Annotated in this window: 13 protein-coding genes and 1 pseudogene; 6 read left to right on the plus strand and 8 right to left on the minus strand. The window is 62.6% G+C overall.

Annotation, left to right across the window (positions count from 1 at the left end; translation table 11 throughout):
- Window positions 1–631: 631 nt before the first annotated feature.
- The 3 genes from BG023_RS00275 (at window position 632) to BG023_RS00285 (ending at window position 1,935) form a co-directional block, all read left to right on the plus strand.
- Window positions 632–1,219, plus strand: a complete 588-nt coding sequence (locus tag BG023_RS00275) for a hypothetical protein (RefSeq protein ID WP_069308671.1) — start codon at window positions 632–634, stop codon at window positions 1,217–1,219.
- The gene (locus BG023_RS00280) at window positions 1,219–1,485 is read left to right on the plus strand and encodes an HGGxSTG domain-containing protein (RefSeq protein WP_199797149.1); all 267 of its coding nucleotides are present in this window, start codon (window positions 1,219–1,221) and stop codon (window positions 1,483–1,485) included. Before BG023_RS00275 ends, BG023_RS00280 begins: the two co-directional genes overlap by 1 nt.
- A gap of 105 nt (window positions 1,486–1,590) precedes the next feature.
- Window positions 1,591–1,935: a hypothetical protein gene (locus BG023_RS00285; protein ID WP_069308673.1), complete on the plus strand. Its 345-nt coding sequence runs from the start codon at window positions 1,591–1,593 to the stop codon at window positions 1,933–1,935.
- A 36-nt stretch (window positions 1,936–1,971) separates the two neighbouring features.
- Here BG023_RS00285 and BG023_RS00290 read toward each other — a convergent pair whose 3' ends face one another.
- Complete coding sequence (locus tag BG023_RS00290; protein ID WP_069308674.1) at window positions 1,972–2,214, minus strand: helix-turn-helix transcriptional regulator; 243 nt, start codon at window positions 2,212–2,214, stop codon at window positions 1,972–1,974.
- Window positions 2,215–2,248: 34 nt separating this feature from the next.
- On the opposite strand from BG023_RS00290, the gene BG023_RS00295 reads away from it, so the two are divergent.
- Complete coding sequence (locus BG023_RS00295) at window positions 2,249–3,163, plus strand: tyrosine-type recombinase/integrase (protein WP_069308675.1); 915 nt, start codon at window positions 2,249–2,251, stop codon at window positions 3,161–3,163.
- Between the two features lie 144 nt (window positions 3,164–3,307).
- On the opposite strand, the gene BG023_RS00300 is transcribed toward BG023_RS00295, so the two are convergent.
- Together BG023_RS00300 and BG023_RS00305 are read right to left on the minus strand one after the other, a co-directional pair.
- Window positions 3,308–3,712, minus strand: a complete 405-nt coding sequence (locus tag BG023_RS00300; RefSeq protein ID WP_069308676.1) for a hypothetical protein — start codon at window positions 3,710–3,712, stop codon at window positions 3,308–3,310.
- Between the two features lie 574 nt (window positions 3,713–4,286).
- Window positions 4,287–4,520: pseudogene (locus tag BG023_RS00305) on the minus strand (winged helix-turn-helix domain-containing protein); the annotation flags it as partial.
- A 77-nt stretch (window positions 4,521–4,597) separates the two neighbouring features.
- Here BG023_RS00305 and BG023_RS14625 point away from each other — a divergent pair.
- The gene (locus BG023_RS14625) at window positions 4,598–5,110 is read left to right on the plus strand and encodes a transposase (protein WP_150122747.1); all 513 of its coding nucleotides are present in this window, start codon (window positions 4,598–4,600) and stop codon (window positions 5,108–5,110) included.
- A 231-nt stretch (window positions 5,111–5,341) separates the two neighbouring features.
- Here the strand turns inward: BG023_RS14625 and BG023_RS00315 are convergent, their stop codons facing one another.
- The 5 genes from BG023_RS00315 to BG023_RS00335 all read right to left on the minus strand — a co-directional run bounded on the left by BG023_RS00315 (window position 5,342) and on the right by BG023_RS00335 (window position 11,440).
- Window positions 5,342–7,567 (minus strand): GumC family protein, encoded by a 2,226-nt coding sequence (locus BG023_RS00315; RefSeq protein ID WP_233993034.1) that lies wholly within the window; start codon window positions 7,565–7,567, stop codon window positions 5,342–5,344.
- Window positions 7,568–7,586: 19 nt separating this feature from the next.
- On the minus strand, window positions 7,587–8,330 hold the full coding sequence (locus tag BG023_RS00320) for a polysaccharide biosynthesis/export family protein (RefSeq protein WP_233993035.1): 744 nt from the start codon (window positions 8,328–8,330) through the stop codon (window positions 7,587–7,589).
- Window positions 8,331–8,475: 145 nt separating this feature from the next.
- Entirely contained in the window at window positions 8,476–9,693 is a 1,218-nt protein-coding gene (locus BG023_RS00325; protein ID WP_069308679.1) for a hypothetical protein, read from the minus strand.
- Window positions 9,690–11,054 carry an O-antigen ligase family protein gene (locus BG023_RS00330; RefSeq protein ID WP_069308680.1) on the minus strand — a complete coding sequence of 455 codons (1,365 nt, stop codon included), beginning with the start codon at window positions 11,052–11,054 and terminating at the stop codon, window positions 9,690–9,692. The genes BG023_RS00325 and BG023_RS00330 overlap by 4 nt, the downstream gene beginning before the upstream one ends.
- Window positions 11,055–11,188: 134 nt before the next feature.
- The gene (locus BG023_RS00335) at window positions 11,189–11,440 is read right to left on the minus strand and encodes a hypothetical protein (RefSeq protein WP_069308681.1); all 252 of its coding nucleotides are present in this window, start codon (window positions 11,438–11,440) and stop codon (window positions 11,189–11,191) included.
- Between the two features lie 553 nt (window positions 11,441–11,993).
- Between BG023_RS00335 and BG023_RS14800 the strand changes: the two genes are divergently transcribed.
- Entirely contained in the window at window positions 11,994–12,161 is a 168-nt protein-coding gene (locus BG023_RS14800) for a hypothetical protein (protein WP_190315788.1), read from the plus strand.
- Window positions 12,162–13,212 lie beyond the last annotated feature (1,051 nt).

Consider the following 13,212-nt stretch of genomic DNA (forward strand, 5'->3'; position numbering starts at 1 on the left):
GCAGGGCGCCAATTCAGGCCGACCCGAACACTACCGCCCTTTCGACAAGCGCTGGAATTATGGCGACCTGAAGGCGTGTCAAATCTTCTTACCCGACTTTGGCCTAGGGCAAGACCCGAAGTCTGCGCGCGGAACCGCCTCGACGGCAAGCCAAGTCATGGCTGCAATAGCTACGGACCCAGATCGAGGCCTTCGCTGAGCACTACAACTACCTGCGCTGCCACGCGAGAACATGGGAAGGGTGAAGCCGGCTAATGCCTTCTAGAAGAGGGCCCCCGCTGCCATCTGACAGCCCGAAAGGATGAGATGGCAGGCTACCGGGTATCTGCACTAGCGGCAACGCAATTCCGCCGCCTGACAGCGACCCAAGGCCACGCCTGCCCTTCGATAGCCGACGCCGCGAGCTTCGCCAGCTGTTCTGGCCGAGGGCACCTTCGTTTGGGCAAGGCCTTTCTTTTTGTCCTCCTACTCACTGATAATACGATGAAATTCACCTGGAAGCTGGCAGTGTGGCGTTATCGGCAGTTTGGCAGGGTGGGGTTCGGCTGCAATCAGAAAACGCAAAACAAGCCCTTGCACTGTATAGTGCAGACGCCTTGACGGGGCCTAGGCGGCGCACCACATGAGATTTATGGCGAAGAAGACCAGACCGCGCACCGCCGGAGACACCTTGCCGCTCGAACAGCGGCTGAAGGTCAATGAGATGGTCGAGGCGAAGTACTTCGCCAACACGCGGGGCGAGGTGGTCGAGGCTGCGAAGATCCAGGAGATTACAAGCCTGCTGTGGGTTCCGGAGGGCTGCTCGATCGAGGAGCGCGACGCCAAGATCGTCAAGGCGCTGGACCTTCTCGAGAGCATCAAGCCTGCCGAGGGTATCGAGACCATGCTTGCGGCGCAGATGGTGGGAGCGCACCACGCGGCGATGGAGTGCCTGCGCCGGGCCATGATCCCGCAGCAGACCTTCGAGAGCCGCAATGCCAACCTCAATCAGGCGCAGCGGCTGATGGCGCTCTACACACAGCAGCTGACCGCGCTCGACAGGCACCGCGGCAAGGGGCAGCAGAAGATCACAGTCGAGCGCGTTCAGGTCGCACCCGGCGGCCAGGCGGTGCTCGGCAATGTCGAGATGGCTCCGCCCGGCGCGCCGGCGCTCGAGCCGCCGCGCGAGGACACCGTGCCGCCGCCGCTTCGGCCGGCGCGCGCCAAGGCCAGGCGGTAGTGGCGGGGGATCACGTCCGCAATGTTGCGGGCATGCACGCCGCGCCGCGCTGCGGTGCGCGCACGCGTTCGGGGGGCGGCTGCGAGGCGCCGGCGGTCAAGGACAAGGCCCGCTGCCGGATGCATGGCGGCGCGCAAGGGTCCGGCGCGCCGCGCGGCAACCGCAATGCGCTGAAGTCCGGGCTTTACACCGCCGAGAGCCTCGCGCTGCGGCGGCACGTGTCGCAGCTGATCCGCGAGAGCCGCAAGATCATCGAGGAGATGTAGGATGGAAGCGCGTCACCAGCTCTGGGCGCAGCGGCACCTGCACGAACGGCTGGCCCCGTGGGCGACTGGCGTGCATCGTGGTGCCGCTGCCTGCGGAGCGCGGCGATGACGTGGCCGGTCATGGCGCGGGCGCTGTTCTGGCTGGCGCTGGCCTTTACGCTGGTGATGGCGCTGCTCCCGCAGCCGCCCGCCCTGCCCGGCACGCTGAGCGACAAGGTCCTGCACGTGATCGCCTTTGCGGTCCTGACCCTGCTCGCCGCCCTCGCCTACCCCGAGCGGCGGCTGGGCGAAGTGTTTCTGGCCATGGCGGCACTCGGCGCGCTGATCGAGGTCGTGCAATTGATCCCGCATCTTGGCAGGGATGCCGAGTGGGCGGACTGGCTGGCAGATTGCGGGGCAGTCCTCGCGGTGCTGGCGCTCGTCCGAGTGTCGCGGCGGATGGCGGGGTAAGGTCGCCGCGCGACGCCCGCCTGAGGTCTGCTGCGGCTAGTCTTTGCGGCGGTGGATGCGAATGCCCGGTGCGTCGTCGGGGCTGCCGATAAACTCGATGCCGGCCGCTTCGAGGGCGGATTGGATTTTGATCAACGTTCCCGTGGTGGTCTGCGGGACTCCGTCCTCGGCTTCGATCCGCATTACTGTTCTTAAGCCTACCCCAGCTTTGTCGGCGAGCTTGCTTGCCGTCCAATCAAGAGCAGCGCGCGCGGCGCGAATCTGATATGAAATAAGCATTGACGCGCCTTATATGGCATATATTATGCCACTTATGTTAGATGAAGCTACTGCAAAGGATTTCCCAGATTGGCGCGCAGAATTCAAGCGCCTTGAGGGCGCCTTCGCGCCCGGGACAATCAAATCCTACCTGACTGACGTGGAACGGTTTGTCGCATGGTGTGAGGAACACGGCCTCCGTGCCTTGCCCGCCGAGGCCGAAACGGTTTGCGCATTCCTGGAAGGCCAGGCCGTAATCCTCTGCCCCTCAAGCGTCCGGAGGCGTCTCTACGCGATCCGCAAGGTCCACCGCCTGCTGCGCCTGCCCGACCCCACCTGGGGTGAGGACATTAGCATTACGCTGCGCCGGGTGCAGCGCGCAAAGCTCAGCCGCCCCAAGCAGGCGAAGGGGATGACGCGCGACTATCTCGAGCAATGCCTTGCCGCGCAGCCCGACAATCCTTGGGGCCTGCGCAATCGCGCGATGCTCTCGCTAGGCTATGACCTGCTGACGCGACGCTCCGAACTGGTGGCACTGCGCAGTGAGGATATCGCGATGCGGGCAGACGGAACGCTGCGGGCAATCATCCGCCGCAGCAAGGCCGACCCGTTCGGCATGGGCCGGATCTCGTTCAGCTCTAGGCGCTCGGCGGCTTTGGTCAGTGCATGGCTGGCCTGGCGGGGAGACAAAATCGATCCGCTGTTCTGCGGCATTTATCAGGGCAAGCCCATCAATCGCGCGCTCGGGACCACGAAGGTAAAATTGATCATCAAGGAGGCGGTGGCCGCCGCGGGCCTGCCGCCAGATGAGGTGGCGGGGTTCAGCGGCCACTCCCTGCGCGTCGGCGCGGCGCAGGACCTGCTCTGCGCGGGGTTCGACACGGCCGCGATTATGCGCGCCGGAGGCTGGAAGTCGGTCAACGTACTGGGACGCTACCTGGAGTTCGCCGAACACAATGTCTGGGCGTGAGAGAGCGGTTTTGGTGTGATTTTGAAATCTGCGGACCGAATGCGCCATGCGCAGCTTGTCCATCGCAATGGCGTTGAGCCCTGTCGCGGCTGACACCATTGCCGAAGGGAGCATCCCCGCCAACGGCGCCCCTTCGCAGGCTGGCTAGATTACCGCGGCGATGAGCAGGCCTAATACCGCCCAGGCAGAAGTCGCCGCCAAAACGTAAATGGCGAAGCGCACGCGTAAGGGAAAGCGCTCTGGAGCCTCAAGTAGCAGGAGCTCCGTTGGCGGCACACCTATTGTGCGGTAGCCGTGAGAGGGGGCCATGCCTGCGCGCGGGAGGCTAGCCGCGCTGGTGATGAGAGTATAATCAACCAAGAGATCGACCTGAGCCGATGAGCGTTGGCCGATAAGGCCGCCATGCTCCTCGACCAGATCAGGTCCGTTATCGAGTGCATAGCTGCGCGAACTGGAGGCACTTGAGGCGTCGTCGCGCGATGCGGCGAAGTCAAAGCTGTCTGCTCCAGCCAACTCCTCCGGATTGGCGTCGGGAAGATTGTTTGCCATTCGCGCTGGCCTCCAATCCACCAGCGGCGAGCTTGAATCACAATTTCGCCGCAATGGGAATCCCCTACCGACAGTGGCTGCGAGGTTCCCGACATAAAACATTGTTATATAATTATAATTATCTCGCTCAGCCTAGTGAGGCGAGACATAAAATCACAATCCATTGCGCGGATTATCGCTATTCTTGCGCGGACGGGCAGCGAGACGCAATGACAGAAGCCGCCGTGATCGTATGTGCGCGGGCGGGGGGAAATCGGCGCAGGGCGAGGTGCGCTGCCGGATGCCTGACCGGACCTAGGGGCATGAGCGGCGAAGGGCAATCACAACACACCACTGCAGTTCGCAGGGCCGTGCGCCTTACCCTGGCGCCCAATAGCGCGTGCTCTGCCACCCGAATTTTTGGACCACTTGCGGGTAGCGCCTCACGCCGCACGTTTCATTGCCCGGCTGGGGAGTTGACCATGAAGGCATCCACGTCCGCGCACGCCCGCCCGGCGAGGAGTGCGCAATCGCCGCACCTGCTGCGCGCGGAGCGCGCAATGGGCAGTGAGGAGAATACAGCGTAAGCGGTTGCCTACGCCGCAGCCGCCAGCTCCTGCGGATCGTGCAGCACGTAGCCGCGCCCCCACACGGTTTCGATGTAGTTTTCTCCGCCGCAGGCCAGCGACAGCTTTTGCCGAAGCTTGCAGATGAACACGTCGATGATCTTGACTTCCGGCTCGTCCATCCCGCCATAGAGGTGGGTGAGGAACATTTCCTTGGTGAGCGTGGTGCCCTTGCGGAGGCTCAGCAGCTCGAGCATCGCATAGCCTTGGCGCAACATACACGAGCGATACGGCAGGTGAAACTCGGTTTTACTCCCGGTTCCGGCGCTGGGCCGAGCAGGTGGTCTGGGATGCGTTCCTGAAAACGACGGTAGATCTGGGCCTGACCGACGACTGGCAGCAAATGGTCGATAGCACCAGCGTTCGCAGCCACGTTTCGGCCGCGGACGGAAAGAGGGCTTTTGCGAACGCTCTTGATCGATCACGCGGCGGCTTTACGAGCACAATCCAAGCCCACTACGACAATCAGGGGCTGCCTCTCGGCTTCATCCTGACAGGAAGCGCGGCTTCCGATTTCACCGCTGCGGAGCCGCTGATGGACATCCTAGTCGTGTTGCCTAAGGCGATGTTGGCGGACCAGAGCTATGATGACCACCGTTTCTGGGAGAGCCTGCTGATCAAGGGTATCCTTCCGATCATCTCGCTCCGCCCCAACCGCAGGGTGCCAAAACATCCCGCCTATCGCCGTTACCGGGGTGCTACCGTGTCAAGCGCATTTTCAGGAAGCTCAGGCAGCAGCGCCGTATCGCCACCCGCTACGACAAGGCTGTCGCTTGCTTCGAGAGCTTCCTAAACCTCGTCGCAACGCGCCTATGGCTGAAATCTTTTGTCAACAGGGCCTAACTTCCGACAGGATCGGCCTTTGCGATATCATCGATTTTCGTACCCCAAATTCAGGAGAAAGCCGGTCTGCCAGCGCCGGGCTTGGGTCTACAGCGAAAACCACTGCTTGCCATTAGACTGGAAGGTCGGGGGCCTGCCTCAAGCATAATTGATCCCAGCAGATAAGCCAAAAGGAGCGCAGTTAGGCGGCGGCTTCGCCTTCAGAACCCTTGAGGTTGTTGCCATAGCCGTAGCCATAGCCATATCCGTAGCCGTATCCGTATGAGTAGCCGTAACTCTGACGATTGATGTCGATCTTGGTCACGATGGCCCCAAATACCGTTCCGCCAACCATCCGAAGACGCTGGAGGGCAGCCCGGATCCCGCGCACCGGTGAACGACCTGGCTCGATCACGAACAGACAACCCTCGGTAGCGCGTGCTATAAGCGGACCGTCAGTTAAGCCAATCACGGGCGGTGAATCGATGATCACGTGATCAAATCGTTCGAGGAGCATCTTGAGCACCTCCCCGAGGCGATCACTGCTCAACAATTCGGAGGGGCTCGGCGGGAGCGGCCCAGATGGCAAGACACTCATGCCGCGATAGTCCGTCGCCAGCACGTGCGAGGCAACGTCGTTATCACCAGCAAGCAGATTGCTGAACCCACCCTTGTTGGGCTTGCCCACTAGCTCATGAACGCTGGGCGAACGCAAGTCGCCGTCAACCAGTAGGACGGACTTACCCGTCCGCCCGATAATCGTAGCGAGGGCAAGCGAGCTAGTCGATTTACCCTCATTGGGCTGCGAGCTGATTACGCACAAGGATCGTGGCAGGCCGTGTGTCGTCGAGAAAGCCAAGGCCGATCGGATCGAGAAGTAGGCCTCGGTCAAATGCGACTTTGGATCCTGTAGCGCATCGCGCGGATCGCCACTGACCAGCGGCACGTTCCCCAAGAGAGGCGTCTGCAGGAGGTTCCAAACGTCGGCCGGCCCGCGGATCCCTTCATCGATCTGCTCAAGGCCAATTACAGTGACGGCGGCGAGACCCACACCGATCAGCAGGGCTAACGCCAGGTTAATCGGCAGGCTTGGCGCTGAGGGTGCGCCCGGAACCTCGGCACGGTCAACGATTGCGATGTTGCTCGCGCCAACCGAACCCGCGACGCCGATTTCCTTGTAGCGCTGCAGGAGAGCGTCATAGAGTTGGCGGTTGGTGTCGGCTTCCCGCACATAGATATTGTATTGGATTGTGTCGCGCTGCTGCTGATCAAATTGGTCTTTAAGGTCCGCGACCTTGGATTGCAGCTCCCGCTCCTGCGCTGCCGCCTCAGTAAAGGCCTGGCGCCGGCTGCTGCCAACGCGCGAGGTTTCGCGGGTGATCGCCGCATCAAGAGCATCGATCTGGCTCTTTAGCGCTTGAGCTGCAGGATAGTCGGGCTCGAACTGGATCAGCATCTTCGCATATTCGGCGGCGATTTCGCCGCGGCGCTGGCGAAGGTTCGAGATGGTCGAGTTAGAGAGGGCATCCGAGGAACTGTCTGCGGCCCCACCAAGCCTGCTTTCGGCTGCAATCCGGTTTTGGCGGGCCTGGAGAAGGGCAGTGTTCATCGCTTCCAGATCGGCAGCAGCAAGGGTGCGCTGGGTCTCGGTCTTACCTTCGCTGTCGCGGGTCACTGCAAGGGCCACAATCCCGCGCTCGGTGGCAAAATTGGCGACGTCGCGCTCGCTTTCTTCGACCCTCTTGCGAAGCACTTCCAGGCGTTGCTCGAGGAAGCGCCGCGCGTCGGCGGTCGATGAGAACTCGCGGTCCATGCTGGCGCCGATGAATTCGCTGACCCAGGTATTGGCAATACTCGCGGAAAGCTCGGGTGAGCGGCTGGTGTACTTGATGTCGACCAAGCGCGAAGTGCGGATCGGTTCGATCGCTACGTTATCGAGGAGCAATTCGACCGCCTGACGCCGACGCGCATCTTCCCCCTTATCCGAAGGCGTTGCGCCGTGCGCTTCGAAGAACTCATTCTTCTTGGCAAGGTTCATGGTCTTCTCGACACGCTGCGCCAGCGAGACCGCCTTCAGCAAGGCATACTGCGTCGCGTAGAACTCGAGGTCGCGTCCGGCCTCGGTCGTCTCCAGCCCTTCGACGTTAGTGACGTTCTTCTGCTGGCGGCTGATCTCGATCTGCGAGCGAGCGGTGAAGAGCGGTGCCATAAGCAAGGTTACAACCAGACCGATGACGAGGCTGGCTGTCACGATGCCGGCGAGGACCCAACGCCAGCGCAGCGCCGTGTGCCAATACTGCAGCAACACCGGCGGGATGAGCCGCTCGTCCTGCTCACGCTCGGCATCGGCCATGGCCAGTTCAGCCGGCGAGGGTTCACGCCGCGTCGGCTCGCCAATAGGCATCGGATCGATGGGTTGTGCAGTCATAAGAAGTTTAAACTCTGAGTTAATTTGCGAAGCGGTCGATGGCGATGACCAACGGGCCGCTGACCAGCGAAAGGCCGGTCAGAACGTCCCTGAACAGGCGGCTCGACGCATCGTCGCCGATCATCACAACATCGTTCGGGTAGATCTCGGGATCAGCATAGGCGCCCCTCTGGATGGCGCGAACATCATAGAGGGCGGCAAGGCGCCTCCCCTCAATCGTGCGGAAGACAACCACGTTCTGGAGGTCAGAGAACTCTCCCGACCCTTCCGCACGAGCGATGGCCTGCAGTAGGGTCATGCGGCCCATCACCGGATAGAGCCCGGGCTTCTTAACCTGCCCCCCCACGGTCACAACCTGGCTCACCGCCTCCTTAAGGTTCACCGTCACCTGTGGGTTGCGCACGTAGGATTGACGCAGGCGCTCCGCCAGTAGCCCCTCGATCTCGCCCGGTGTCTGCCCTGAAACCTGCACGACACCCGCAAGCGGAAAAGAGATCCTCCCTGCGGCATCGACTTGGACCTCACGCTCTGTGAGTTCCTCGATACCAAACACATCGATCGTCAGGCGATCGAATGGGCCAACGATGTAGGGTCGCGAAACGGCCGTAAAGTCGGCGATGGAAGGCGCAGGCAGCTCATTGGCGGGCACTACCGATAGGTCGGGATCGCCACCAAGTTCGTAGTGGGTGCTGCAGGCCGACAGACCCGCAGCGAATGTGCACGCGAGGGCAAGCCTCAGAATGGAAGATTGACGCTTCGACAAGCGAGGCCCCCTCAAGATTTGAACATTATTCAACATAACGGATGTGTTTGGCGGAACCTTCGCAAGAGCAGCGCCAAGAAGGCCCCTGAGAAGTTAGCATACTTCCCTCAATTCCGGCCGCCCTCAATTCCGGCCGCGAGGTTGATTAGTCAAGCGCCTTAAGCTCGAGCTGGCTTAGCTTCACCGTGACCGGCATCTGGGCATCTGGACCCTCAACCATGAGCGCAAGGGTGACTGCGCGACAACCAAAAGGCACTTCGAGCAAGAGCGGCCCGACGATGTCGGAAGACCCAAAGGACAGACGCTTCTCCCAAAAGCCTATGGCCTCGTCGCCCGCCTTGCAGGACCCTCTCCAGGTGAGCCCCAAATCGCTCCCCGCGTCGCTGATGGAGACACGCTGCGAGAGGCCGTAAGTTTTGCCGCCTTCCACCAGCAGGCCGCGGTGCGCGGCGAGCCCATTGGCGAGAGGCTGAACTTCTATTTCGAGCACCCCCCCCTGCACCGCCCTACTGGCAATCCCTCCTTTGTCCTCAGGGAACCGCCACGCCAAAGCACCAAGTCGCGGGTCGAGGGTCTGCGGGGAAGGCGCCAAGACCGAAAGTGCACGCGGGTCCAGCCCGGGGACAAGATCCGCAGCGAAGCCTGCCGCAGCTTCAGGTTCAGCCTCCGCGGCAAGGCGCTCAAGAAGAGAGCCCAGGAGTGGCTGGAATGCCTCATCCCTGAGGGCTGCCGGCAAGGGGCTCAGCAGCGCCTGGAGATCGGCAGGGCTACTCTCTTTCGCAGCAATCTGGAGGAAGTCCCCCGTCCAGTTCGCCGGGCGGGCGATGTAGGGCGAGAGCGCGGCGCGGATCTCTGGGTACACAAGTCCACGCGCGAGCAAGGGAAGAAGCGCGTTCCGCAGAGGAGGGTGGACCGAGAGAGCATTGTGGTAGTGTCCCACGGCACCGGGAACATCCCCCGCATTCGAAGCGGCCTCGATCAGCCAGAGGCTGGCAAGGCTGCTGCGGCGGCTGATCCGGTCGGCGAGGCGCATGGCCGTGAGCGCTTGATCGGGCTGCGAAGCGACCTGCGCGTTGAGCCCCTGAATGGCCAGAAGATCAGCCGATAGCGGCCTGTCAATAAGTGAGCGCCGCAGATTATCGGTCTCGGCTGCGGCCAGGGTGTTGGCCGGATCAGCAGCCAGGCGCTCTGCGATGACGCGAGTAAGGGCGCGGGCATCGGCCGGGTGACTGTCAAGGGCCCTCTGAGGATCATTCTCGCGCAGATAGCTGAGTTCTGCATGGCGATAGGCTGGGACGATTGCCGCAAGGAATAGCGCGGCGACGATCAGCCTGGCGCCCAAGGCTAGGAGACCGGACGTCATGAGCGGGACTGTCGCTCGTCCTCTGCCGCGCGAGGCCTGACCTCAAGCGTCGCCCAAACGGCGGCAATGGCGAGAACGGCGCTCATGATGGGCGTTCGAACCGGATAATCAGTCGCGCTCGCAATCACGAGCAGCACGATAACCCCAAGCCCCAACCGGCTCAGCGTCGCAGAGGCTGATGCCGCGGCCTTTGCCGAGAAGGCACGCGTCAAGCCAATCACGAGGCCGAGGCCGGCGAGGGCCAGGAGGACGAGGCCCGGAATGCCGGCCGTGAGCGCAATCTCCAGCATTTCATTGTGGGCGTGGTTAGAGAAGGTCGGGCGCAGCAAAGCCTCAGGCTCGAGCAGCTGGTAGGCCTCAACGTAGGAGCCGATGCCCGTGCCCCACGGCATGTATGTCGGGAGCATGTCGAGGATGGACTGCCAGACCGGCCAGCGCAGGCCCTCCCCCTCCTGAGAGAGGCGGTCAATGGCCTTGTCGCGCGACGCCATGACCGTCACCGCAACGAGCGCGACAATCACGCCAGCGAAGGCGATTGGGTCAACGAGGCGCGCCCTCCAGCCCGTCAAGCGTCCGGGCTGGCCCCAGAGCCATATCAGGCCCGCAAATACGATACCCAGGCCGAGCAGAACCAGGCCCGAACGTGAGCCCGTGACAAGGACGAGCGGAACGACAAGAATGCCGAGGGTGGCGGCAGCAAGTCCCCGCCAAGACTGGCCGCGCCGCCCGCCCGGCCCCGCCAAGGCCGCGCCGGCGGCGAGGGGGAGGATCATCGCGAGGAGCGCAGCCTGATGGTTTCGGTTGGCGAGGAGGCCGGATGTCTCAGTCTGCATCGGATAGAAAGTGACATCGGAGCCGGCCGCCTGCAGCAGCCCGAAGAACGCGCTCAGGAGCGCGAGGGCGAGGAGCACAAGCAGCAACCTGCGGTGCCCGTCCTCGTCAAGCTGTATGGCGAGGAGCAAGACCGCCATCGGCACGCAAAGCGAGTAGAGCGCATTGAGCGTCGCGTCGGGTGACATCGAGAGCGGCCGGTCGATGGGGCCCAAGCCCACCGCCGCGTCGATGGCGACGATGACATCTCGGCCCGGCAGACTACTCCACCAGTCGAATGGCAGAGGGACAAGGTGGAGTGCGGTGAGCAGCACGGCCGCGCCGAATAGGGCGATCACGATCCAATGCCCTTTCACGTCGGCAGCGCTCAAGGTAATGAGCGCAATGGCCGCCGCGCTCAACGCCGCAGGCCTCAACACCATGAGTTGCGGCTCGCTCGCCCAAGTGCTGCCGCCCGTAAAGAAGACGACACACAACAAGGCAGCCAGGAGCCAGATCGGGCTCCGCTTGATGATGGCCTGGATTGTCAAGGGATGGGCGCGATAAAGCTAAGCGCACGGGCCCCGATTATGGTGGAGCCGAGAAAACTCAGAAATTCAGAAGGCAAGGGAAAGCCGCGGCCAGACACGATCGTCCGGCCCCAGCCTTAAGTCACCGAAGCAAATCAGCGGCTATCGCCGCCGCCGCCCGCCGCCAGCGCGAGGCCGGCAACGACGGCCACACCGAGGCCGACGAGCGCGAAGGTCGACCCACCGCCACCGCGCTTCGCGGCCTTCTTAGCCGGCGCAGCGCTCGGCTCGTTGGCCGAGGCCTTGACCGAGAGAGCCATGGCGGCACCTACGGGAGCCGGAGCAGCCGAAGCCACCGAGGGGGCAATGAGCGCAAGCGCGGCAACTGCAGAAATCACGGTTTTCATTCTAAGCTCCATTCGTACAAGTTGTGACTGCGGCAGTTTCACTCAAAAGTCAAGCCCCTACGGGAAGGCACTGAGGCCGCCGAGGCGGCGCGTCTGCCGCGTGTGACCGCAGTAATGAAAACCCCATGCGGCCGATGACGTCCTCGCGAGCCTTCGAGGGGGTCGACAAACCGACCGCGAAGTGGATCACCACGACGCCGCGAGCCGGCCAAGGTCATGCGCGCCGCGCCCTGCCCTCAAGGCTGACAAGCTACCGCACAGTGGGTGCCGACGCATGGGCAGCCACTGCTGTCTGGCCAAATTGGCGACCACTATCCCGCTCCGTAGAGCCTAGACCATGGGCACCTATGCCCTACCCCTCCGAACGGTTACCTTTACCTTCGTGAAGATGAGTGGGGCGGTCAAGGCCAGGCCGCCAGTTCTCAGACAGAAACGAGTGCCTTGCCCCACGCCCTGCCCACAACGGCCCAGAAGGGAAGGCGTGACCGCCGACTTTCGAGACCCTCCGCCATCGAGTTCGCCGCACATCAGAGAGAGGGTAGAAGGACTTCGCTTGAAGAAACTCACTCGTGAGGCGCACCTCCTGATGCCAGAGATCCCGGCAACTGGCGAGGAGATCCGCTTGCATCAGAACATGGCGTTTGACCATGGCGGCTATGCTGCGGCGGGCGCCAGATCTTTCAACCGCCTCGGCCTCCTCCAGTTCCCCTCGCTTCAGTAGAATTTACCCCAATCCCGGCTCTTTCGCAGCCAGGCGCCGGATTAAGGTGAGCTCGCCCGCCTCGCGGCTCGGCTAGGGCAGCCGAGAATGGCGAACACGGAGGGACGATCGGCACTGGCCACCGCGCCAGCCTCACCGCCAAGTCGGCCGATCAGGCGAGGCGCGCCGCATCATTCTGCCGTCCACACTCCCTTGGACACGCGCCGCATCGGCGTGCCGCACCAGCGGCACTGCGAGTGCCACGCCCCGTCGCGCCAACGCGCCGCGCCGTTATTGGCGTCATGATTACCCTTGCGGCAGGCCACCGCGGATCCCCACAATGACCGCCACACGCGCACAAGCCAGCCCACCAGCCCGCGGCCACTCCGCGAGTGCCTTGATCGCCGCGAACTCATGAGTTTTCAGATCCAGGGGGAAGCAGGGTACTCGACCCCAGGCGGGCGCACCCGCGTGCGTCAAACCGAAACTCTGTCACGCTCGGGCACTCGCCGCTTTGCCAATGTTCTGACTGACAGACCATCAAGAGACTAAATCCCAAAAGGTGGGGCCCCGCAGTGGGCCCCAAAGCTTTGCGCCGCAAAAGTACGAAACGGATCCACTCGACATTACATCTTTATGTTATACCATTCACCCGGACGGCACAGCTTTCATATATGAAAGCACCTTCCTGGGGGCCACTATCTTTATCACTGATGCCCCCTTAACCACGAGCATGGCCGGCCGGACCCCAAGGCCGGTTGAACAGAATTCTGACGCCGCGGAACGGACGTGTTAGTGAGCACTGGAAGCAAGCCATATCCGAGTGTTTTGTCGGTCGACGCCCAGAATGTATTCTCGCCTGGCGACGCGCACCTGCAGTCTGCCCAGATCTATCGTGGAGTAGGCGCGAGCCAGCCCACGATATCAAGCCGACTGGGTCAGCTCGGCGCGCCAAGCGCCCGATCACGGCAGATCAAGCATTTACGCTGGACCACTCCTCAATGTGGCTGTTGGTGGACACGGCCGCCATTGAGCTGGTACACGAGCTTACAATCATTTTTGAAAGTTTCGC

Source organism: Porphyrobacter sp. LM 6, assembly GCF_001720465.1.
Taxonomy (GTDB): Bacteria; Pseudomonadota; Alphaproteobacteria; order Sphingomonadales; family Sphingomonadaceae; genus Erythrobacter.